18 protein-coding genes are annotated in these 22,803 nt (G+C 45.9%); 3 read left to right on the top strand and 15 right to left on the bottom strand.

Annotated elements, in window-relative coordinates; all coding sequences use genetic code 11:
- Positions 1-79: 79 nt before the first annotated feature.
- On the top strand, positions 80-916 hold the full coding sequence (gene nudC / locus GPL15_RS09240) for an NAD(+) diphosphatase (RefSeq protein ID WP_215698235.1): 837 nt from the start codon (positions 80-82) through the stop codon (positions 914-916).
- Positions 917-1,472: 556 nt separating this feature from the next.
- On the opposite strand, the gene GPL15_RS09245 is transcribed toward nudC, so the two are convergent.
- The gene (locus GPL15_RS09245; RefSeq protein WP_215698237.1) at positions 1,473-2,030 is read right to left on the bottom strand and encodes a chromate transporter; all 558 of its coding nucleotides are present in this window, start codon (positions 2,028-2,030) and stop codon (positions 1,473-1,475) included.
- Positions 2,027-2,611 (bottom strand): chromate transporter, encoded by a 585-nt coding sequence (locus tag GPL15_RS09250; RefSeq protein ID WP_215698239.1) that lies wholly within the window; start codon positions 2,609-2,611, stop codon positions 2,027-2,029. Before GPL15_RS09250 ends, GPL15_RS09245 begins: the two co-directional genes overlap by 4 nt.
- A 189-nt stretch (positions 2,612-2,800) precedes the next feature.
- Between GPL15_RS09250 and GPL15_RS09255 the strand changes: the two genes are divergently transcribed.
- The gene (locus GPL15_RS09255) at positions 2,801-3,685 is read left to right on the top strand and encodes a LysR family transcriptional regulator (protein ID WP_215698241.1); all 885 of its coding nucleotides are present in this window, start codon (positions 2,801-2,803) and stop codon (positions 3,683-3,685) included.
- Between the two features lie 91 nt (positions 3,686-3,776).
- On the opposite strand, the gene GPL15_RS09260 is transcribed toward GPL15_RS09255, so the two are convergent.
- The 13 genes from GPL15_RS09260 to GPL15_RS09310 all read right to left on the bottom strand — a co-directional run bounded on the left by GPL15_RS09260 (position 3,777) and on the right by GPL15_RS09310 (position 21,113).
- Entirely contained in the window at positions 3,777-6,011 is a 2,235-nt protein-coding gene (locus GPL15_RS09260; protein ID WP_215698243.1) for an AIPR family protein, read from the bottom strand.
- An 87-nt stretch (positions 6,012-6,098) separates the two neighbouring features.
- Positions 6,099-7,241, bottom strand: coding sequence for an FRG domain-containing protein (locus tag GPL15_RS09265; protein ID WP_252198236.1), 1,143 nt, complete (start codon positions 7,239-7,241; stop codon positions 6,099-6,101).
- A gap of 213 nt (positions 7,242-7,454) precedes the next feature.
- A complete protein-coding gene (locus GPL15_RS09270; protein WP_215698247.1) occupies positions 7,455-8,501 on the bottom strand; it encodes a helix-turn-helix transcriptional regulator in 1,047 nt (348 codons plus the stop codon).
- Positions 8,502-8,719: 218 nt separating this feature from the next.
- Positions 8,720-9,574, bottom strand: a complete 855-nt coding sequence (locus GPL15_RS09275; RefSeq protein ID WP_252198238.1) for an EcsC family protein — start codon at positions 9,572-9,574, stop codon at positions 8,720-8,722.
- 44 nt (positions 9,575-9,618) lie between these two features.
- On the bottom strand, positions 9,619-10,590 hold the full coding sequence (locus tag GPL15_RS09280; RefSeq protein ID WP_215698249.1) for a GNAT family N-acetyltransferase: 972 nt from the start codon (positions 10,588-10,590) through the stop codon (positions 9,619-9,621).
- Positions 10,591-10,604: 14 nt separating this feature from the next.
- Positions 10,605-11,060, bottom strand: coding sequence for an HIT family protein (locus GPL15_RS09285; RefSeq protein WP_215698251.1), 456 nt, complete (start codon positions 11,058-11,060; stop codon positions 10,605-10,607).
- A 1,367-nt stretch (positions 11,061-12,427) separates the two neighbouring features.
- The gene (locus tag GPL15_RS09290) at positions 12,428-13,816 is read right to left on the bottom strand and encodes an MATE family efflux transporter (protein ID WP_215698253.1); all 1,389 of its coding nucleotides are present in this window, start codon (positions 13,814-13,816) and stop codon (positions 12,428-12,430) included.
- Positions 13,797-14,078 carry a hypothetical protein gene (locus tag GPL15_RS27375; protein ID WP_252198240.1) on the bottom strand — a complete coding sequence of 94 codons (282 nt, stop codon included), beginning with the start codon at positions 14,076-14,078 and terminating at the stop codon, positions 13,797-13,799. Before GPL15_RS27375 ends, GPL15_RS09290 begins: the two co-directional genes overlap by 20 nt.
- Entirely contained in the window at positions 14,075-14,431 is a 357-nt protein-coding gene (locus GPL15_RS27380; protein WP_252198241.1) for a TetR/AcrR family transcriptional regulator, read from the bottom strand. Before GPL15_RS27380 ends, GPL15_RS27375 begins: the two co-directional genes overlap by 4 nt.
- An 805-nt stretch (positions 14,432-15,236) precedes the next feature.
- Positions 15,237-15,329, bottom strand: coding sequence for a putative holin-like toxin (locus GPL15_RS27385; RefSeq protein WP_227031483.1), 93 nt, complete (start codon positions 15,327-15,329; stop codon positions 15,237-15,239).
- A gap of 249 nt (positions 15,330-15,578) precedes the next feature.
- The gene (gene guaA, locus GPL15_RS09300) at positions 15,579-17,120 is read right to left on the bottom strand and encodes a glutamine-hydrolyzing GMP synthase (protein ID WP_215698255.1); all 1,542 of its coding nucleotides are present in this window, start codon (positions 17,118-17,120) and stop codon (positions 15,579-15,581) included.
- A 122-nt stretch (positions 17,121-17,242) separates the two neighbouring features.
- Complete coding sequence (gene uvrA / locus GPL15_RS09305; RefSeq protein WP_215698257.1) at positions 17,243-20,065, bottom strand: excinuclease ABC subunit UvrA; 2,823 nt, start codon at positions 20,063-20,065, stop codon at positions 17,243-17,245.
- A 220-nt stretch (positions 20,066-20,285) separates the two neighbouring features.
- On the bottom strand, positions 20,286-21,113 hold the full coding sequence (locus GPL15_RS09310; RefSeq protein ID WP_215698259.1) for a MerR family transcriptional regulator: 828 nt from the start codon (positions 21,111-21,113) through the stop codon (positions 20,286-20,288).
- A gap of 347 nt (positions 21,114-21,460) precedes the next feature.
- On the opposite strand from GPL15_RS09310, the gene GPL15_RS09315 reads away from it, so the two are divergent.
- Positions 21,461-22,801, top strand: a complete 1,341-nt coding sequence (locus tag GPL15_RS09315; RefSeq protein ID WP_215698261.1) for an MATE family efflux transporter — start codon at positions 21,461-21,463, stop codon at positions 22,799-22,801.
- The last annotated feature ends 2 nt before the right edge of the window (positions 22,802-22,803 follow it).

Below are 22,803 nucleotides of genomic sequence, written 5' to 3' on the forward strand. Positions count from 1 at the left end.
ATTTCTCTTGATTTTCCCGGTTTTTGTGGTAGTATAGACATATTGTCTGCCACAAACGTTTTAGAGGAGGATTCAAGCTTTGATACAGGATATCACACCACATATTTTCCATAATGAATACACGGAAAAGGAACCACAGACTGACAGCTTAATAATTATCACACAGAATGGCTCCGTACTGGTCAGTGAAAATGAAGACGGGTTCTCATTTCCCCAATACGGCCAAATCGCGCCGCATGGAGTGAATTCCATATTTTTATTCACCATTGACCAGGAGGATTATTTCTGGCTGGACGCAGCGGGGATGACGCCGCCTGACGGATATCATTTTGTCCCCCGCAGCAGTTTCCGCTCCCTCAGGCCCAAACACCTGGCATTCGCCGGCCTCACTGCCATGCACATTATCAATTGGTACCAGACCAACCGTTTCTGCGGACGCTGCGGCCAAAAGCTGGAACATGACCATAAGGAGCGGATGCTGCGCTGTACCGCCTGCTCCAATCTGGTCTATCCCAGGATCAATCCGGCTGTCATTGTAGCCGTTACCAATGGAACCAAACTGCTAATGACCAAATATGCGGGAAGGGAATATTCCAACTATGCACTGGTCGCGGGATTCACAGAAATCGGGGAATCCATTGAAGAAACAGTGCGGCGGGAAGTTATGGAAGAAACGGGAATCCGAGTAAAAAATATCACCTATTACAAAAGCCAGCCCTGGGCCATGACCAGTACCCTTTTAATGGGATTCTTCTGCGAACTGGACGGGGACGACACCCTCCATGTGGACGAACAGGAATTGTCCCTGGCAGTGTGGATGGAGAGAGATGAGATTACAGCTAAATATGATGATTTCAGTTTGACCAATGAAATGATATGCAGGTTTAAAGGAGGGGATTTTGCTGGGGGGAGATGAGTAAGTTACGCAGGAAAGCGGGGCGAGGGGCCGTATGGAGAGCCGGGGGCTGGGACAGGCGGGGCGGGCCGTCGTCCCGCTTTCCTGCTGGTTTTCTCAGGCCTGATTTGTAGAATGCAGGTTTAGTGTCAGCCTGGGGAAGCAGAAGGGGGATTTTTTACCGCATCCATTTTTTTTACATCACCCCTCAAGGCATTTTCAAAAATGCCTTGAGGGGTGATGTAAATTTATTCAGCCGATACCCAGCCGTGAATCCTGGGAACGGGGACGGGCAGGGCCTGCGCCCCTGGGGGGCATCTGGAAACCGTAAGTGGGGCTAGGTCTGCAAGGGCGGACAGAGGCGGGCAGAAACTGAAAACCAGATCAGTTTCTGAGGCGCCCACTGAGAGGTGAAGTCCATAAAGAGTTCACCTCGAATGGGCGCCGCACCGCCTCTGTCCGCCCTTGCAGACCTAGCCCCACTTACGGTTGGAAGCTGGCCCCCGGGGGGGCGCAGGCCCTGCCCGTCCCCGTTCCCAGGATTCACGGCGTAACTCCCGCAAAAAAAATTAACTCTCTACCCCAAAAATGCATAAATAACCGCCCCAACAGCACCGCTGGCGAATATTGCAGGTATCGGTGCGATCCATTTTTTCCGGAGCAATACTAAAAAAACAACGCACATGGCAGCCGCCGGCCAATTGGTTTTCGCAAACTCTATATGGCCCGCCCAGACTGCGTTCACCGCAAGGCGGACTGCGGCAGATATGATTAATGCGCAGACTGCCGGCTGAAGGCCTTTTAATACCTGCTGAACCCCTTTTAGCTGCCTGTATTTCATATAAAACCATGCCAGCGTCATGACAATTACTGCGGAAGGAAGTACGTAAGATAAGGTAGATACCACCGTTCCGGGGATTCCCGCCATCTGAACGCCTACAAAAGAAGCGATGTTAATTCCCATAGGGCCGGGTGTCATCTCGGATACGGTGATCACATCCGCAAATTCCTTCATAGTCAGCCAGCCCCGCTCGCTCACGATCAAATCCTGCATCAGCGCCGTCGCCCCATAGCCGCCGCCAAATCCGAATAAGCCAACAATAAAAAATGTCTGAAACAATTGCCAATAGATCATGCCGTTCCCCTCACTTTCTCCTTATACCCGTTTATAACCACCGCAGCTATACTGATGGCGCCGCATATCAGAATTAGTTTTATAATAGGAACTCCAAAGAATATGGCGGCCACTGCTGCTGCGGCCAAAAGAATATCGTTGAGCAGATTCTTGTGTTTTACCACATTGGCGGACATGTTTATTGACACATTGATCATCACTGCCGCCACCCCGGCTTCCATTCCCCGCAGCACCAATGCAACGATATAATTGGTGCAGAACGCTTCATAAATGAATGAAATTATCGATAAAATTACCATTGGAGGCAGCACGCTTCCGGCAATGGAGCAGACTGCCCCTCTGATCCCCGCTATCCGGTATCCGATGATAATGGAGGTATTCACTGCCATAATACCCGGTGAGGATTGGGCGATGGCGATCATGTCCATCATCTCATCTTCCTCAATCCATTTCAAATCCTCCACATACTTTTTCTGCAAAACCGGTATGATAACGCCTCCCCCGCCAAATGTACAGGCGCTGATCATAAAATTGGAGCAGAACAATGTTTTCAATTTATTTGCCGCAGTATCTGTTTTCATCACCAATCCCCTTCCCTTTCCTTTTTTAGCAGCGGTTTGGACATGACGCCGCCAAATCTGCCGCCCATTTCAAAATCTGCCTTTTTAAATCTTCTTTTGTTCAAATGAAGTATATCACTTGCATATCCATGTGTAAAATAATATAATTGCATTAGTATCATATCATTTTCAGTATGGATAGGAGGGCTTATGACCTTAAAACATATGACGGTCTTCTGCACGGTGTGTGAAGAGTTGAGCATGACAAAAGCGGCGGAACGTCTCTATATGACCCAGCCAGCAGTGAGCAGAATGATTGGCGAACTGGAAAAACACTATGATGTCCGTCTCTTTGACCGGATTGACCGCCAGATTTATCTCACCGCTGCCGGAAAGCAGTTGTGGAAGGACAGCAAAAATGTTCTACTCAGCATGGAACAGCTCGAAAACCATCTCCAGTCCCAGGCAGTTTCCCCTGTTTTAAAAGTGGGCTGCAGCCTTGGGATCGGCATCACTTACATTCAGAACTATCTGGACCGGTATTATGAAACCTACCCCGGCACCCTGGTCCGGATTACGGAAAATCACAGCAGTTATGTGGAAGAAAAGGTGGCTGTGAATGAGCTGGATCTGGGCATTATTGAAGGGATTATTCATTTAGATACCCTGGTATCCACTCCGTTTCATAAAGATGACCTGGCCGCCGTATGCGCTCCGTTTCATCCCCTGGCCGGTTACTCAATAGACCGCTCCTCTAAAATGCTCTCCCTCCAGGATCTCAATGAGGCCGGATTAAGCCTTCCTGAAAATGGAACCGGAACCAGAGAGCATTTGAACAGCGAAGCTGCCAAAAATGGGATAAAGCTGACCCCCGTCTGGTCCACAATCAATTACTCCAATATTTTCCAACAGGTACTAAACGGCAAAGCGGTTACGGTGCTCTCCCGCCACCTTTTAAAAGACATGCTGGAAAAGGGGGATTTGGTGGAACTGAACACAGATTTCCATATCCGGCGGACCTTTCACATCATCCGCCATAAATATAAGTATTTGGCCTCCAATGCACAGTTTTTCGTCAAACTGTGGGAATCCTAAACTGCATAAAATGCAGTCCGCCTGTAACAGTTCAGACCTGTCTGAAATGATACGTCCGCCTGCAGGTGGTATCCTGCGGGCGGACTGCTCATTACCATTCAAATATGGGTTTTTTCACACTTTTGGAATACCATCTTATGGTTCCGTGTTTTACTCCGACCACCATACACAGCTCTTCTATCTGGTCGTATTTTCTCTTGCTGTTGGACGAAGTCCCAATCCAGTACTCTTTTCCATTTACCATTATCTTCTTCTCTCTGCCCCTGAAATATCCGGCGGTAAAATCGATCTCAGCCCGGTCATCGCCCAGCCAGCCTCCGCACCATGCGATGATTTCAGCGTTGGTATAATGATAATTAGTGAGTATATATTCCGTAGTTTTAACCATGGCCTCAGCCGTACTATCAACAGAAATATCCTGTTCGTCCTCCCCGGTTCCCAATTCTATCCGGTTGACCTTCAGGGCCAGGATCCTGTTTGCCGACTGGTCCTCAGGCCCCGTAAATAACAGATTGCCCCCTGATTCCGGCAGGTCATTGACCAAATCACCAAATTCTGTCCAATCCATTTCATTGACGATATAGTTAAAAAATTCATTCTTTTTAAACAGGTTGGAATTAAACTCGTACTCATCTTCCAGGTAGTCACCGGAAAGCTCCGCCACACGTTTGGCAAACAGTTCCATAAGCTCCGTCATACAGAGGTTCACCAGATCAAAACGATCCTGAAACTCCAAAAAGTCCGTATGAAACGAGTTGAACAGGCCTGTCAGATAAGACGTAAAGTACCATTTTCCGTTCTGAATCACAACCTGCTGTTTGAAATCCGGAAAATAAAAATCCGGCCGCAGTTTTTCATACAATCGGCTGGTTTTCACGGCAAAGCTGACGGCTCCGTAATATTTTTGGAAAACCAGGGGTTCTTCCGACGGGTCCGCGTTCATCCACTCTTCCGCAAAAATACCGGTGTCCTTAAAATGATAGTCCGCGTTCAACCCGCTTTCAAAACTCAGCAGCGTATTGGTGCCTTTGCTTCTGGCATCCCCCGGCTCCCCGGCGCAGGCTTTTTGGGCCCTGGCAAACTCCACCAAATCAATGCTGTGTTCGAATCGGCTGTCCTCTCCCCGTTTTACCAGCTTAAAATACTTTCTTCCAGCCCTTTGCTCCCGTTCCAGATATCCCGCCATTTTTTCAACAAACGGCGACGCAAACGCAATGTCCTCCGACTTAATCGGCTTCTGCCGGTTTAATGCCACGCTGATCTCACTGACCTCTTTTGAGCTGCCATCCTGGGCGCCGCCTTCCTCCTCCCGGGGAATATGTATGATCCGCAGCAATACCTGGGCTCCTTTGGAACCGTTAATCCGGTCCCTTATCTTCTTTTTCTCCGCCTCCAGCCGGCATTCTTCCAGCTCATATTCCTGTCCATAGAAATACTCCGCAGCCGCAGTGATGGTCTGAGCCCCATTGATCACAGAAAACTGTAAATTCCCATATTCATTTAAACTCTCGAGCAGGATCTCGCCAACCCGGTCCAGCTTAAAATCCCGCCATTCCACCATAATGGTGACGCCGTTATTCTTAAACCAGAATTGCTCCGGATTGTTCTCCAGCGTATCTTTGATCGCCTGGTCCACCCCCAGCTGCTCATTGAGGCCATACCTTACATTCCGGTCAAACAAACGGTCTCCCACTTTATTATAGATCTCCACCAGCTGGTACAGATCCACGGTCATCACATAACCTTTCCGCCCTGCCTTAAAGGTTTCATTTCCTTCCCAGTTAATATGGCTTCTGGGGGCAGGCATCTGTATGAGTTCATACCGTTTCAGGTTTACGAGCTTGATATCCTGCTTCTTGAACTCGTGATCCAGAATATAGGTGCAGTTGATCCTGTCTCTCTTATTCCCGGTGATGGTCCGTACCCGTCTCTTCATCTTCTGCCCTTCTTCAGAGCAGATCAATTTTTCCAGAAAAATCCGGTTTCTCATATTTGTCACGAAACAGACCAAATGAATGCTTCCCAGCCCGCCGTCATAGCCATCAGCCATATGTTTCACTTCATCCCCGATTTCTTTCAGCAGCCTTTCCCTGTCCACGCACTGCTTAAATCCTAAAAATATGAATTTCTCCTCGGACTCAATTTTCATCTTGAGGGAATTGCTGATCTTGTATGTCTCTGTATTTATCAGGCTCTCGATTTCGGAACTGGACTCCAGTCCCTCCCACCACTGCTCGTCGCAGTCAATATCCCGGTTAATTAAAATATTTCTGATGTATTCCCCATACGCTTCTATCTTCTTTGTCTTCATCCTGATCACACTCATTTATCCTTTGTCCTTTCAACCATTCACGTATGCCGTCTGAGACGGCGCCGGCAGTTTCCGGAAAGGCGGGCTGCCGTCCCTCAAGTATCAATCGGTCAAAATCTGTAACTGTCCGCCTGAAAATGCCTCAATACCGTACCGGCCCAGTTCTTCCGTAAAATCAGCGACCATCTGGTTATATCTGCCGATGATCTTTTTCATCTGATCCCTGGTTATCACGTTTTCTTCTTCATATTGAGGAAAATCTTCTAAGAAATCCAGCAGGCCGATCCGGTAGCTGTTGATTACCGATTCCACATAAATTAAAGCCTGGTCAATATCCGCCTTTCCGCCATCTTCTTTTGCCGCTCTCTTTTTATCAATGATATAGTCAAAATAATAATCCAATTCTTTATTCAGGTTGTTCACAGCGTAATTCAGCTCATTATTGCAGCAGAATTCTTCCGTGTTCAATTTCTTGCTCTTTTCGCTGATATCGTCCACCAGGTTCATGATCTCCGGATAAATCGTCCCGGTATGAATCCCGAACATCTGCCGCAGTTCTTTTCTGATCAGAGGTTTCGCCTCTTTGGGAATACGGATTCCATAGGTCATATAATCCGGCAGATCAGACGCGTCATTTCCCTGAAACAGTATAAATGCCCCCTGCTGGGCAATGATCCTCTTATTCAGCTTCGTATGGTCGATGAATTTATGGTTTTTCTCAAATATGATCTTATCCGTATACCACTTCTTATCCCGGTTGATGATCGCGTCATAATTGTCATTGGTATTCTGGGCGCTGGGGCTGAAAATTTCATCTATAAAAAAGATAAATACCATCCCGTCTTCCTGATCCATGGAATTTTCCGGGTTATGGTAATAGGGCGTGACCGCAAAGTAAAGGGCCGACAGGCAGTTATAGGTTACATCCAAAAGCCTGCTGGGAAATTCCCCATGCTGGGCGTCAATGGCATTGTCCAGATAACGCTTGTCATTGGTCAGATAACTCTGCCTCATGGCATCAAATAAGCTTTTCTCAAAAAAGCGGTTTCCATCCATCACACCTTTACGGAAGATATTGGCGCGGCAGGATGTGGGATACCATTTGGATTCCCCCCTGTACACCAGAATACTGTCTTCACTGTTCCGGGCGGTAATGAGCTGGTCAATCTTATTGATATAAGAAGCAACATTTTTTATTGTATAATCATCCTTTTGGCAGGCTTCAATATTTTTATCTTTCCGCATCCACTGGCTGTTTCCTTCCGGCACTCTCAATCCCTCGCTTTTCCGTTATGATAGGTTTTTATGCATTTTAACTATTCCATATACAATCTATAGGATTTATTATACTCAACCTGCCCGTTAAAAACAATCGGAATTAAGAAAGAATCCCACAGACAGGATTCTATATAGAAAAAAGCGGCCTCAATCAGCCGCTTTCTAATCATGGAAAAACCACTATTCCTCCGCCATGTTCTTTAATTCCCGCATCAGCATTTTATATCGTCTATCGTCTTTAATAAAATCAATGCTTTCTTCTTCCTCTAATTCCTTCAAAAGCATGAATGCGAAATTCTTCTTTCCCGAGTTGGAAAAACTCATGTGTTCATACAATTTTGAATTTCTGAACCCGTCCACATGTTTTATATTATGAACCAGATCCGTCATGATTTGAATGGCCGCTTCTTTATCCTGTTTCAACACTGCCAGATCCAGACCGGGAGAAACTTCCATATATTTTCCCATTTCCAGTAATTCCGCCAGTTGTCTCTGTTTTTCAGCCATTTTCTCAGCTTTATCCACATCGTGTTCCTCCAAAGCCAGGGTGTGGATTCCATTCAAAGCCCAGTTGATGTCACCATATGAGGAAAATAATAACCGTTCATATCGTTCATACGCTTCCTCTGTCTTCCCCTGCCTTTGATACAGCACCGCCTGCAGCCGGTCCGGGTTCACAGTTCTCTCCTGTATTTGATCCAGGTATTCCTGGGCCGTATCAAATTCTTCTTTCGATAAACAGAAGTAAAAAAGCGCGGCCGCGGCCGCCTGGGCGATTTCCTGATCTTTGCTGTTCAACGCCCGCACATAAAATCCATGGATTCTGCCGTCATAGGTTTCTGCATCCGCCGCTTTGACTATATACCGGTAACTGTCCAAAATCTGGGCCATTGTGAGAATCAGCTTATCACAATTGGGATATTCCAGAATCCTTTCCTCAGCCCATGAAAACGCCTGTCCATATGCTTCTTTCCTGAGCTTCTCTCCCAGGCAGGCCGCCATCCCGGTGATCTCTTTATCCGTAAGTTCTTCCCGATAGGACAATAGAAGGTCCGTGCTGATTCCCAGCAGCCGGGCAATGGGGGCCAAAAGCGTGATATCCGGATATGCATTTCCATTTTCCCATTTATTGACGGCTGGAGCCGTAACTCCGAGACAATTGGCCATCTGTTCCTGTGTGAGCTGTTTCTCTTTCCGGTATTTGCGTATCACTTCACCAATTTTCATATGATTTTCTGCCGGTATTTGCGCCTTCGGGAAACGGAGAACTGACAAAACTCCGTTTCATCAGGCGCTGATCCTGGCATCTTCCTCCAATCTGTTTATTGCGCTGTTAAAATCCGCCTAAAAAATACGTTCCGGCAGACACATTTCAGCATAACAGATTCAGACCCGTGTCACAATTGAGCGTCTGTTAACTTTTCTTTATATTTTTTAACCGGCAGTTATGACTGGTCTTTTTTTATCTTTTCAAGACCGTTTAGGACATAGCGTTTTTGATATTTCAGCCGGACATATTTCATGATCTTCTTATAATAAACCGGGTTTCCCACCCCTCCCAAGACGCCGACCAGCGGAAGGCCCTGTATGAATTTCATCAAAAGCATATCCAGAGCAAATGCGTCTGCAGTCCGTTTCATCTGGGCTTTAAGCTCCTGCTCCATGTCTGCCGTCCCCATTCCCTGTTCCATCCAGGAATCCACTTCCCCATTCAGCCGGTTCCAATCCTCTCCCTTAGCCAACGCAGCCTCCAAAAGCTTTAAAATCAGCAGTTTTTCCTCAGGCAGCATGTAATCGTAACCGTAATGAAGGGATGTTTCATATACGCCTTTAAGGATAAAACCCGTAAAAAAGACAATATCCGGGATTCCGATGCCCAGAGCTCCCAAACCGATTCCCTCCGCTGTCGTTATGGCCAGGTTTCTCAAGTCAGGCGCTCCTGCCTTTTTTCTCATGTTTTTTATCTGTTTATGGCTTCCTTTCACCTGAACAGCGTAATCCTGAATCGAGTAATCCTCTAAAATGGTTTCTCTGTTAAAGGTCTTTCCAATCAGCCCTTCTCCCTGTTCAAATACCACGGAAAAAGCGGTGCAGAAGGCTTTCTGCAGATTCACCTGGACTTTGGGTGGAATCCTCTGCTCCAGATTCTTCTTCCATGCAGGATCTGTTTTCTGCTCCGCGGTCTTTCTCATCTTCTCTTCCTGGCTCATCAGGTATCTGAATTCTTTTTCATACGCCGCTTTTTTCTTCTCTCTCTTCTTATGTTCCGCCGGAATCCGGCCTCCCTTGAATATTTCCAAACTAAAAGTCCCTCCTTTCTGAATTCCAGCATTTGCCGTCTATATCAGCCCATAAAGGCGCATTCATCAATTCTGCGGACGACGCCGTGTGTATATTCAGAAAAATACTTGGGCCAGAAGGCATTCGCCGTGGGATTAAAGCTTTCATAATCAACGCCCAGCCGGTTATAACCTTCTGCCCTCATCTGAATCATAACAAAGTTCAGCAAATTCTGGTACACATCCCTTCCCCGCAATCTGGGAATGCAAAACGCCCCGCACAAATTACACATATCCGCCGTTTGGGTTGCGGCGAATGTTTCCGCTTCATCTGAAATCTCGGCAAATGCGACAAGTTCCTCTCCATCTTTGGCAATAAATACCCTGGTATCTTCCTTTTCCCATGCCCCAAATTTCCGCTCAAAATCCTTCCTCTCAGTGCGCATAAAACAAGGGCTTTTTCCCATGTGCTCCGCCAGCATCCACCGGAGTTCTTTTATCCGCCTTTTATCTGCTTTCGAAAGCTCTTCAAACGTAATCCCGCCGCATGGACGGCATGGAATTATCTCCATCGCCCGCACTGCGTCCACACACCGGCGGCCAAATCCATAAGTAAACATGGCATTTTCCGCCTCATGGTCATGGGCATACAGGGCGATTGAATGGCAGGCGATCGTTTGAGCCGTCCATTTTTCCGCTGCTGCCTGGTACATCCTCTTATAGATCATTTCCCTGTTTTCTATTACCGCACCGTGTGCCTGGATGGGTGAAAAACATCCTCTCGCTAAAGATCCAAATACGCGTTCCCGCGGATTAAAGCAGCACAGAAACCCGGTCATACGGTCATTCTCAAATGCCGCCACTCCCAGTCCGTTGGCTGCAAAATTTGTCAAATCCGGGAATATTTCGATCTCAGGCAATATCGGTGTATGCATCCGTTCCTCGTCATAATTCTCATGGGCGATTCTCTGCGCCTCTTTTATGTGGCATTCTTTAAAATCTGTGACAATCATCCGTTCACCATATCTTTCCGTCATTCTCCTGCTTTCCGTCATTCTGTTAATTGATCCAGTTCTGCCCTTAACTGGGCTTTCAACTCTTCCAGATCCAGTTTGGCAGGACGGTATTTTTCATGGTACATCTCTGATTTATCCAGTTTCCATACAGGCCCCGGATTGGGGGTATCACCGTTCCGCCTTGGGAAGAAATGCCAATGCATATGGACTGCATTGCCCACTCCCAACAGTTCATAGTTCAGTTTATCCGGCTTAAAAGCCTTGTAAACCGCTTCCGCAACCGTTGACATTTCCCGTAGAAATTTATATCTGAATTCCTCTTCCAAAAAATGCAGTTCTTCCGCATGTTCTTTACACAGAAAAAGAGTATATCCTCTAAATCTTTGATAATCTCCGATTACAACATATCCGGTTTCAAGTTCTTTTACAAAGTAAGGATTTTGGCCTTGTTTTATCAATTCAATTCTCTGGCACACACCGCATTTGCACATGGACTGTCTCCTTTTAAATTAATCTGTTATCTCCCAAAAACTTTTTCAGAAATTAGAGCTGACTGCCGGCCCCTCATACTTATGTGGATTATAACAGGTAATCCATCGCTTGACAACCGGACGGTGTTTTTATTTCAGTTTCAGCGCTAATCAGCACACATTTCAAATAAAATTCGCATACATTGTATTAAAATACTCTGGTGGTAATATATATTATGGCTTTTGATCCACTTGAACTCTTATTCGGCAACACAATACGAATAAATAATGCTTTAATAGAGGATGCGTTCTGTTTTAATAATTCTTCAGGAAATATATTGATCACTTACTCTTCCTCGGGAGGAAGCAATTCCACCTCTAAGCAAAGTCTCAGATTAAATATCAATCCAAACACTACTATCTTAAATTCCTTCGGGCAAAGTATGTGTTTATGCTGCCTTCAGAAGGGAATGCGCGTAAATGTTATAGCTGATTCACGTATGACGAGGAGTATTCCCCCTCAGTCCAATGCAATTTTAATTATGGTAAAAAGCAGCCTTCCGCAGCCGTTTCCTCCACAGCGGCCCCTTCCGCCTCAGCGGCCTCTCCCGCCCCCACGTCCTCTCCCGCCTCAGCGGCCGTCTTCAACTACTACAGGACAGATTATCTTTATTGATTTCGACGAAAATTATATCATTACATCAGATCGAAATAATATGAACAATCAAACGAGGTTTAATATTACCAACACAACTACTTTTACAAACCGCTTCGGTCTGCCCATAAGATTCAGAAATCTGCAGCCGGGCCAGATGGTACGGATTACCCATGCGAACTTCCAGACCGCCAGCATTCCACCGCAGACTACCGCATTTAATGTACAACAACTATAGATATAAAAATTCTTTTTCCGTCTTTGTTTTCATTTCAATTAATGGATACCATACAAGAAAGAATCCCGTTCACGGGATTCTCCGCCTACGGCGGGCCGCTTCAGCGGCATATTTCCTTTTCCGCCGTAGTGCGTTCCTGCCCGGAGGGCTTTTTATTTCATAGGATGAACTTTCCTATGAAATAAAAACAGCGCCTGGAAACCAGACGCTGTTTTTTAGAAAACATAGATTATAACAGATATGATATTAAGAAATGTAATATGTAATTATTAGTGATTTATCGCTTTCATCGGCCGTTATTTCTAAGCTGTCTCACTAACCCCAAAATACCATAAATGACATGAAATAACAATATTTTTGCAGAATTAGACGATTATAAAGCATATTTGATCACAAGTTGCTATTGTTTTTTCGTGAAAAATATTATATACGAAATATCATTTCATAGTCTAGTCTTATTTTTCATAATTTTCCCCCACCTAAATGGGAATTATTTTACGTCCTCTTCCCTGTTTTATCCATCATTTTTGATGCAGTCTTCTTCATCGGTTTTATAAGAAGGACGCACAAAAGTATGGTCAGCACATCTGCAGCAGGCTGTGAAAAATAGATGCCTGACACTCCAAATACGCGTGGCAAAAACAGAATAAACGGAATATAAAATACACCTTGACGGATCATAGACAAAAGCAGCCCCATCTTCGATGCCCCGATGGTCTGAAATGTAATCGTCATCATGTAACACAAGCCAAACGCAGGATAAACCGCTACCTGCGAAATCAACAGCCACTTACCAAACTCCACTACGGCCGGATTTCGGTTAAACAGCAGGATAAGGGGCTGGGCCAGCAGAATATATACTGCTGCCACTGCCACAGTCAACAGCAGAGAGCCTTTTAACGCAAACCGCACGGACTGATGGAAGCGCTCTTCATCTTTAGCTCCAAAAGCATAGGAAGCTACCGGCTGATATCCCTGCATAAACCCCATAACCACATAGCAGCCGATCAGTATCAACCGCTGCACCACACCGTAAGCTGCTATGATGAGATCTGCATCCGGCAAAGGCTTTGCGGCGATATTAGTCAGCGAGGTTGCAACAGCAAGACAGATTTGTATGACTGCTGTGGGAATTCCAATGGACATAACGCTCCATACCAAACTGAAGGAAGGCCTGAAATAGCGCGGTTTGACTTCAATAATGGAATGTCCGCCCAGATAGAACCACATCAGAATGCCAAAGGTCACAAACTGGGAAATTGTAGTGGCAAGGGACGCCCCCTCTACTCCCATATCAAAACCCCAGGAAAACATAAATACCGGATCCAGCACTACATTCAGCAGCGCTCCGGAGATAACCGCGATAGAGGATATTTTTACGGAAGATTCCGCTCTGGCCGCGCAGTTAAGGCTTTGAGCCGGAAGATTAAACAGGGCGGCTATAAACATCCAAAACGCATAATCCTTCGCTTGAGGAAGAACCGCTTCGGAGGCGCCGAACGCCTGCAACAGCGGTTCCATGTAAATTATCCCCAAAATGCAAAGGCAAATACCAATCAACATGGAGAGGCCGACTATAGTTGTCACTATGCGGTTAGCTCCCTCTTTATCGTTCGCTCCCAGCTGCCGGCCTGCCAGCACTGCTGCGCCTGCCGCAAAGATATTTTCCACTGAAACCATAATGAGAAGCAGAGGAAGAGTGACGCCCACAGCAGCGAGGGCGATATCACTGTCCAGCATTCCGATATATGCTGTATCTACTATATTATAGACAGCCTTTGCCAGCAGTGCCATGGTAGCGGGAACAGCCAGCTTGATAATTGCCTTTGCAGGCTCAATGTCAGATAAAATAGATTCTTGATTATTAGCAGAAGCTCTCTTCATGCCCGTTCCCCCTTTCTATCACGCCATACAGCAGAACATGCAGGGACCGCCTGCAAATCTGTTCATGCTGCTTCCATCCATCTTCTTCAAAGTTGCCCATCTGATACCGCGCGTTAATAAAGTCCTGATACAGCCGGAATATCTTAACCACTTCATCCACCGTGATATCCGGCCGGAGCGGTACTTTTTCCAGCATATTAGTCAGTACAAAAACATTCAGTGCATCGAAATCCTCTCTGATTTCCCAAATCGCATCTTTCAAATGGACAGGCGGCGTAATAACTGCCTCACAAAACAAGGGGCATAACTGAGGATTTTTCTCAAAAAAATCAATCTCGCATTAAAATAACGTTCCAAACATTCGTCAACAGATCCTTGGATATCCGTTGCCTCTTCTCTCAGAAAGGCAGTCAATCGTTCGAAGCAAGTTTTCAGGCATGACAAATATAGTTCGTCTTTATCCTTAAAATAATGATAAAGAATTCCTTTGGAAATGCCCCCCGTATTACAAATAGTGTTGACAGAACTCAGGCCATAACCTCTCTGCGCAAATTCCTGCGTTGCATACTCTAAAATTTTTTGTAAGCTGATTAAATTTTTTTCTTCACGTTTCATAGCATATTCTCCTTGAAATAGACTTACTGGTCTGTTTTTACAATATATCACAAACAGACCAGTAAGTCTATTAATTTTATATAAACTTTTATGGAGTTTCACTATCCCCTTTTTGATTTGCGCGTTTTTTCTATTTTCTAAATAGATGGGGTCAGCGGAGATCATGAAGACACTAGAATCAATATGGCAGTACGTGACTAATATAATATTTTCACTATGCAGTTGGAGGGAATCGGAAATTTAAGAATATCATAAATGATGAACAACGAATTGGTGATAGGATTGAATATTAGCGTAACATTACTTTCAGATAATTAGTTGATGGTAAATTATGTAAACTATCAAAAACAAAAAAAGAAAGCACCGCTTTGTGGTATGTTTTAATTTGCGAAATACGATCACAACAAAGGAAAGTGCTTTCTATTCATAATGGTATACTACATTTTATCGAAAATGACATCAAGGAAATTGAAAATTTCGTAGCAGCCATGCTGAAAGGGGAAAAAGAGCCACATGACCTGTCACAGAATATAGCAGAAAAGAGGCGGTAGAAAAAACAGACAAAATATGATAACTTAGAAGGAACAAATCTTAATTCTGCCATATGGGTGAATTCTATCTTTTGTTTCCGAAAGTAAAGTAAAGTAACGCTATCCGGAGCTTTCCCTCTGCTTGCATTTTCTTTTTTTCTGATGTATAATGAGTATAGCAAAAGAGCAACCGCCCACAAGGTGGAAGCCCAGCGTTCAAGTTACGTCCTCATGAGGACGCGCCTATCCTGTTTGGCTGACAGGGTAGGCATTTTTTATTTCTTATTATGCCTGTCTATGTAGGTCAGTAATGCGATCAGGAACGTGCCGCCCAAAAAGAGCAAGCTCAAAATTTCAAATGTCCCCATACCACACCACCTCCCTTCTTTGGTAAGATGGGAGGCTGCCACCCTGTACACGGTGCTCATACGGAAATCTTATCACAGGATCTCAAATTAATCAATTCCCTTGCAAGCGTGCTTCCCGACCGGTACCGGCATAGCAGCGCGGCGACCTAAAAATACCAAATTTCAAAAAAATAATGTCACAGCAATGTCACGGGCCATAAAAAAAGCCCGGGAACCCGCATAAACACTAGGTTCCTGGACTTTTCTCTATTATTCGAATTCAATCGTAGCCGGCGGCTTCCCGGTACAGTCATACAGCACCCGGTTCACGCCCTTCACCTCATTCACAATCCTGCGCGTAACCGTCCCCAGCACTTCCCAAGGTAGTTCTGCGGATTCCGCAGTCATGAAATCAGAGGTCAAAACTGCTCTCAATGCGATTGCGTAATCATATGTCCTCTCATCGCCCATACAGCCCACAGAGCGCATATTAGTAACCGCTGCGAAATACTGGCCCAGATCTTTATCCACTCCGGCTTTTGCGATCTCTTCCCTGTAGATCGCGTCCGCTTCCTGTACAATCCTCACCTTTTCCGGCGTCACAGCGCCAATGATGCGGACGCCCAGTCCGGGGCCCGGAAATGGCTGTCTGAATACCAGGTATTCCGGTATTCCCAGTTCCAAACCGGCTTTTCGCACCTCGTCCTTAAACAGCAGGCGCAGTGGTTCGATAATTTCTTTAAAATCAACATGTTCCGGAAGTCCGCCCACATTGTGGTGGGATTTAATCACTGCGGATTTGCCAAGGCCGGATTCGATCACATCCGGATAAATGGTTCCCTGAACAAAATAATCCACTTTTCCAATTTTCTTCGCTTCATCTTCAAAAACGCGGATGAATTCTTCACCGATGATCTTGCGTTTTGCTTCCGGCTCTTCCACTCCGGCCAGCTTTTCATAAAAGCGTTCCTGTGCGTTTACGCGGATGAAATTCAAGTCATATGGGCCGCTGGGGCCAAATACCGCTTCCACTTCATCCCCCTCGTCTTTACGAAGAAGTCCATGATCCACAAACACGCAGGTAAGCTGTTTTCCCACCGCTTTTGCCAGCATAACAGCGGCCACAGAAGAATCCACGCCGCCCGATAAGGCGCAGAGCACTTTTCCGGTTCCTACTTTCTCGCGGATCGCTTTGATGGAAGTATCCACAAAAGAATCCATCTTCCAGTCACCGGAACACTTACACACATCATATACAAAATTGGAAAGCATCTTCTTGCCTTCCTGAGTATGCATGACTTCCGGATGGAACTGCACCGCATATAATCCACGCTCCCCGCATTCCATTCCCGCTACAGGGCAAACCGGGGTATGGGCTGTGACTTTAAAGCCCTCTGGTGCTTTCTCAATATAATCGGTATGGCTCATCCAGCAGACCGTCTTAGATGAAACTCCCTTAAAGATCACAGAACTTCCATCCGCATCCACTTCTGTCTTTCCGTATTCGCTGACCGGGGCAGTGGTAACTTTACCGCCCAGCATATAGGCCATAAGCTGAGAACCATAGCAAATCCCCAGAATCGGGATGCCCAAGTCAAAGATCTCTTTTTCACAGCGCGGAGAATCCTCTCCATATACGCTGTTGGGGCCGCCCGTAAAGATGATCCCTTTGGGGTTCATCTCCCTGATCTCGTCCAAGCTCAAAGTATACGGATGAACTTCACAATACACGCTGCATTCTCTGACTCTTCTGGCAATTAACTGATTGTACTGTCCGCCAAAGTCCAGCACAATAATCATCTCTCTATCCACAAATTTTCCTCCTATGTCCTCTGTATTATGTCCTCTATATGCAATGGCAGACTTAATTTGGCCCGCATTGTTTCATAATGTTCTATATTATATGATAAGAGTTTTTTGTTGGCAAGAATTTTTTATAAATATTTTTTAACGTACTGTCCGGTATAAGAGCACGGGCATTCGGCCACTTCTTCCGGTGTTCCCTGGGCAATTACCGTTCCGCCCTTGTCTCCGCCTTCCGGGCCGATGTCGATAATATAATCCGCAGTCTTGATCACATCCAGATTATGTTCGATCACGATAACCGTATTTCCTCCGTCAGACAGTTTTCTCAAAATCTCCACCAGCTTATGGACATCCGCAAAATGAAGGCCGGTGGTGGGCTCGTCCAAAATATAGATCGTCTTTCCCGTCCCTCTCTTGCTCAGTTCGGTTGCCAGTTTAATTCTCTGGGCCTCGCCTCCCGACAATTCCGTAGACGGCTGTCCTAATCGGATATAGGAAAGTCCAACATCGTACAATGTTGATATTTTACGGGCAATGGACGGTACATTTTCGAAGAATTTCAACGCTTCTTCCACAGTCATATTGAGAACATCATAAATGCTCTTACCTTTATACTTCACATCCAGCGTCTCACGGTTATAGCGCTTTCCGCCGCAGACTTCACAGGGCACATAGACATCCGGCAGAAAATGCATCTCAATTTTGATAATACCGTCACCGCTGCAGGCTTCACACCGTCCGCCTTTTACATTAAAACTAAAACGTCCTTTTGAGTAACCCTTTGCCTTCGCATCGGAAGTGGATGCAAACAGATCCCGGATCAGATCAAATACTCCTGTATAGGTGGCAGGATTGGACCTTGGCGTCCTTCCGATGGGGGACTGGTCGATGGCTATAACCTTATCCAGCAGTTCCACCCCTTCCATTCCCTTATGCTTTCCGGGAATTGTCCTGGCTCTGTTCAGTTTTTTAGCCAGCGCTTTATATAGGATTTCATTGACCAGGGAACTCTTTCCTGAACCGGAAACTCCGGTCACACAGGTCATAACCCCTAATGGGAAGGTGACATCGATGTTCTTCAAATTGTTCTCTGCCGCCCCTTTTACCTTCAGATACCCCGTTGGCTGACGGCGTTCCTCCGGCACCGGTATCTTAATTTTCCCGCTGAGATAAGCGCCTGTGATGGATTCTTTACACTTCATAATCTGGTTTGCCGTTCCCACAGCCACCACCTGGCCGCCGTGTTCTCCCGCTCCCGGACCGATATCCACAATGAAATCCGCCGCACGCATGGTATCCTCATCATGTTCCACCACCAGGACGCTGTTGCCCAGATCCCGCAGATGGAGCAGGGTCTTTAACAGTTTATCGTTATCCCTCTGATGAAGGCCGATGCTGGGCTCGTCCAGAATATACGCAACTCCCACCAGCCCGGAACCGATCTGGGTTGCCAGACGGATACGCTGGGCCTCACCGCCGGATAAAGTCCCTGTAGCTCTGGATAAGGACAGGTATTCCAGGCCAACGTTGATCAAAAATGTAACTCTTGCCTTGATTTCTTTTAAAATCTGCTCACCAATGGCTGTCTGCATCTTAGTCAGTTCAAGATTCTCTAAAAAGGTTCTGAACTTAACAATGGACATATTGGTGGCTTCATAGATATTCTTATTCCCCACAGTGACCGCAAGGGATTCTTTTTTAAGCCTCTGGCCGCGGCAGCCGGGACAGGGGGTGATTCTCATAAATGTCTCATATTCCGCCTTGGAAGATTCAGAATACGTCTCACGGTAGCGGCGGGCCACATTCATAAGGAGGCCTTCAAAGGCCACATCATAAACGCCCTCCCCCCTCTGTCCTTTATAATGAACCTTTACTTCCTTTCCCTTCGTTCCATGGATGATCACATCATGGATTTCCTTAGGATATTCTTCAAATGGGGTATCCAGACTGAAATGGTACTCTTCTGCCAGCGCATCCAGGATCGCCCGCGTAAAGCTTCCTTTATCCGCGCAGGACTGCCATCCCATCACAACGATAGCTCCCTGTGTGATGCTCAGGCTCTTATCAGGAATCATCAGGTCTTCATCAAATTCCATCTTATATCCCAGTCCGAAACAGTCCGGACACGCGCCGAAGGGGTTATTAAAGGAAAAGCTTCTGGGTTCCACCTCGTCCACGCTGATTCCACAATCAGGACAGGAGAAGCTCTGGCTGAAGTTAACAGGTTCCCCGTCCGTCACATCCACGGTCATCAGACCGTCCGACAAAGCCATGACCGTCTCGATAGAATCCGTAAGGCGTTTCTCAATCCCTTCTTTCACCACAAGCCGGTCTACCACAATCTCAATGTTGTGCTTGATATTCTTATCCAGCTTGATCTCTTCCGACAGCTCATACATATTGCCGTCCACACGCACCCTCACGTATCCGCCTTTTCTGGCATGTTCCAAAACCTTGGCGTGTTCCCCTTTCCGTCCCCGGACTACGGGGGCCAGAAGCTGAATTCTGCTGCGCTCCGGCATGGACATGATCTGATCCACCATCTGGTCCACCGACTGTTTTTTAATCTCTTTCCCGCACTTAGGGCAATGGGGGATGCCGATTCTGGCATATAAAAGCCTCATATAGTCATAGATCTCCGTTACCGTTCCCACTGTGGATCTGGGATTACGGTTGGTGGACTTCTGGTCAATGGAAATGGCCGGAGAAAGCCCTTCAATATTCTCCACATCAGGTTTTTCCATCTGTCCTAAAAACTGGCGGGCGTAAGAAGACAGCGACTCCATGTAACGGCGCTGCCCTTCCGCGTAAATCGTATCAAACGCAAGGGAGGACTTGCCCGAACCGCTGAGGCCGGTCAGTACCACTAACTCATTCCTTGGTATGTCAAGGGATATATTCTTTAAATTGTGCTCATTGGCACCCCGTATCTTGATGTATTGCTTAGCCATTCTTTAACTCCTCATAATAAGATATTCAATATGCTATGGAACCCATCATATCACAATCTATTTTATTTTGCAAACACTTGTTCGAGAAAATTAACAATGTACAAAAATCTTCCTGCAAACCGCAGTTTCACCTTTTATCTTTCCATAAAATCTGTTTGAGCATTCATCAATTTGTTTTCTTTTTTCGCCGCCCGGCAGCTATTTACCTGTTCGAAATCCCTCAATCCAATTTCCCGATTTTAATGGATATTTTAAGCACATATTTTTCAGGATCCTTCACAGCCAGATGGTTCATCATCTCCTGCTCATAACCATTTCCACGTATTCCGTAATCCTGTGAACCGATAAACGCAATCAGTTTCCGGTAAGATTCCGGCAGGGTCTGGTAAGGGCCGACATGATAGATAAACGCATAAGTTCCCGCAGGCTTTTTTAAATACCGGGGATGATCCGCGGAACCGGATATTTTGCAGTAATAATAATCTTCTATAAATTCGCCCTCCAGCAGATGCTCTTTGAGCACAATGGATCCTATGGGAAACTCTTCCTGCATTTTGATTTCTTCGATCACATGAAACAACTGATCTATTGCATTCATCTGATCCGCCGGACTTCCTTCCTTAATACAAAGTTTTTCAGTGACCAGCATGTGTTCTTCCCCGCATTCCTCGATTCCGCAGGTCCCGGATTCCACAGTCAGAGCTTTTTTCGTCATAGCCACAGTATTTTTCATCACCCGGCGCATCCGCTCTATTTTGGCCTGCTCCTCCTCCAGAATCCGCTCCTTATCCTGTAAAATATCTAAGAAATATTCCGTGTCCTGGTTATCGATATAGGATTTGATCTCCCGCAAAGGTGTGCCGCATTCCTTCAAACAGGCAATGATGTCAAATGTGGAAAATTGGCGGTAGGAATAATAACGGTATCCATTTTCAGCGATCACCTCCGGCTTTAATATGCCAATTTTATCATAGTGAAACAGCGTATCTTTTTTTACCCCGCACAGACGGGCAAATTCTCCTATTGGAAATAAATTCTCATTTTTCATATAATATAAATCCTTCCCTGCCGGAACAATTTTTTTAAGTACTGCGTAACGCAAGTTTTGCGTAACGCAAGTTTTGCGAAACGCAAATTTTGCGTAACACAAGTTTTGCGCTGCACAAATTCTGCGCTGCACAAATTCTGCGCTGCACAAATTCTGCGCTGCACAAATTCTGCGCTGCATAACAACGCCCTGAAAAGTTCAAATCCAGTTCAAATTTATGGCTCCGGCACAAATTTAGGGGTGAGAAATTAGCCATCGGGAATATTTTTAACGTTTCCTCTTGACCGTTGGGTTACCCCATACTATATGCTCCTCATTGTATCACAACTTACAGGGAGGTAACAGACTTGAAATACTCAATTTCGAAACATTTTACAACAAAGGATATTCTGCTTTTCACACTGCCCAGCATCCTGACCATGATTTTTACATCTTTATATACAATTGTGGACGGCATATTCGTGTCCCGTTTCGTGGGCAGCGACGCCTTGTCGGCGATCAACATCGTTCTTCCGGTTATCAATCTGACCAACGGCATCGGAATTATGATGGGAACCGGAGGAAGCGCCGTAATAGGAAGAAAACTGGGAGAGGGAAATGTAAAAGGCGCCCGGAAATCATTTTCACTGATCATCGCCTTCACATTTGCCTGGGGTATCATCTGTTCTGTGCTGCTGGTAGCATTTTCCCGGGAAATTTCCCTGCTTCTCGGTTCCAGCGAACGTCTGATCGAAGAATGTACAAAATATCTCAGGGTCTATTCCATTTTCCTGTGGGCTTCCATTCTTCAGATTATTTTCCAGACGCTGCTGGTTACGGCGGGACAGCCTAATCTGTCATTATTTTTAACGGTAGCGGCCGGAATTTCAAATATCGTTTTGGATTATATTTTTATTGTGCCTATGAATCTGGGAATCATCGGGGCGGCTTTGGGCACCGGCATCAGTTGTCTGGTAGCCAGCATCCCATCCTTCCTGTTCTTCTATAGAAATGAGGGAGAACTTCGTTTTGCCCGTTTCCGGTATGAGGCCCAAACCATTTTACAGACCCTATCCAACGGTTCCTCAGAAATGGTATCCAGCGTGGCGTCGGGAATTATCGTATTTCTGTTCAATAAATCCATGATGACGCTGGCCGGGGAAGACGGTGTCGCCGCCCTCAGTGTGGTAATGTACACCCAGTTTCTGTTCGCCGCCCTGCACATAGGATTTTCCAACGGAATCGCGCCGGTATTCAGTTACCACTACGGCAGCGGCAACAAAGAAGAACTGAGAGGACTCTTTAAAAAATGCTCCTTTCTGGTTATCACCGCTACTGTTTTTGTGGTGCTGACCGCATTCATTACCGCCGAATTCGTAGTCGCGGTCTTCACAGGAAGAGGGAATGCCCTCTATGAGCTGACCCTCCACGGCTACCGGATCTTCATCTGGAACTTTTTATTTGCGGGAATTAACATCTTCGCATCGGCCTTGTTTACCGCATTGTCAAATGGCCTGATTTCCGCATCCATCTCCTTTTTGCGGACCTTTATCGCAGAGATCCTGGCCATCCTGTTTCTGCCTGTCCTTTTAGGAATCAACGGGTTATGGCTGGCTGTTCCGTCTGCGGAATTTGTTTCTTCCTTATTTGCAGTATTCTGCATTGTAAAATATTTTGTATTCGTCTATTTCCGCAAAACACAGCAATAGTT

This window comes from Clostridium sp. MCC353 (genome assembly GCF_018785315.1).
Taxonomy (GTDB): Bacteria; Bacillota; Clostridia; order Lachnospirales; family Lachnospiraceae; genus CHH4-2.

Excerpts from the sequence above, each read along its gene's own strand:
- GPL15_RS09245 (WP_215698237.1), bottom strand. The coding sequence starts at position 2,030 with ATGATCTATTGGCAATTGTTTCAGACATTTTTTATTGTTGGCTTATTC.
- GPL15_RS09250 (WP_215698239.1), bottom strand. The coding sequence starts at position 2,611 with ATGAAAACAGATACTGCGGCAAATAAATTGAAAACATTGTTCTGCTCC.
- GPL15_RS09255 (WP_215698241.1), top strand. The coding sequence starts at position 2,801 with ATGACCTTAAAACATATGACGGTCTTCTGCACGGTGTGTGAAGAGTTG.
- GPL15_RS09260 (WP_215698243.1), bottom strand. The coding sequence starts at position 6,011 with ATGAGTGTGATCAGGATGAAGACAAAGAAGATAGAAGCGTATGGGGAA.
- GPL15_RS09265 (WP_252198236.1), bottom strand. The coding sequence starts at position 7,241 with ATGCGGAAAGATAAAAATATTGAAGCCTGCCAAAAGGATGATTATACA.
- GPL15_RS09270 (WP_215698247.1), bottom strand. The coding sequence starts at position 8,501 with ATGAAAATTGGTGAAGTGATACGCAAATACCGGAAAGAGAAACAGCTC.
- GPL15_RS09280 (WP_215698249.1), bottom strand. The coding sequence starts at position 10,590 with ATGACGGAAAGATATGGTGAACGGATGATTGTCACAGATTTTAAAGAA.
- GPL15_RS09285 (WP_215698251.1), bottom strand. The coding sequence starts at position 11,060 with ATGTGCAAATGCGGTGTGTGCCAGAGAATTGAATTGATAAAACAAGGC.
- GPL15_RS09290 (WP_215698253.1), bottom strand. The coding sequence starts at position 13,816 with ATGAAGAGAGCTTCTGCTAATAATCAAGAATCTATTTTATCTGACATT.
- GPL15_RS27380 (WP_252198241.1), bottom strand. The coding sequence starts at position 14,431 with ATGAAACGTGAAGAAAAAAATTTAATCAGCTTACAAAAAATTTTAGAG.
- GPL15_RS27385 (WP_227031483.1), bottom strand. The coding sequence starts at position 15,329 with ATGGGGACATTTGAAATTTTGAGCTTGCTCTTTTTGGGCGGCACGTTC.
- uvrA (WP_215698257.1), bottom strand. The coding sequence starts at position 20,065 with ATGGCTAAGCAATACATCAAGATACGGGGTGCCAATGAGCACAATTTA.
- GPL15_RS09310 (WP_215698259.1), bottom strand. The coding sequence starts at position 21,113 with ATGAAAAATGAGAATTTATTTCCAATAGGAGAATTTGCCCGTCTGTGC.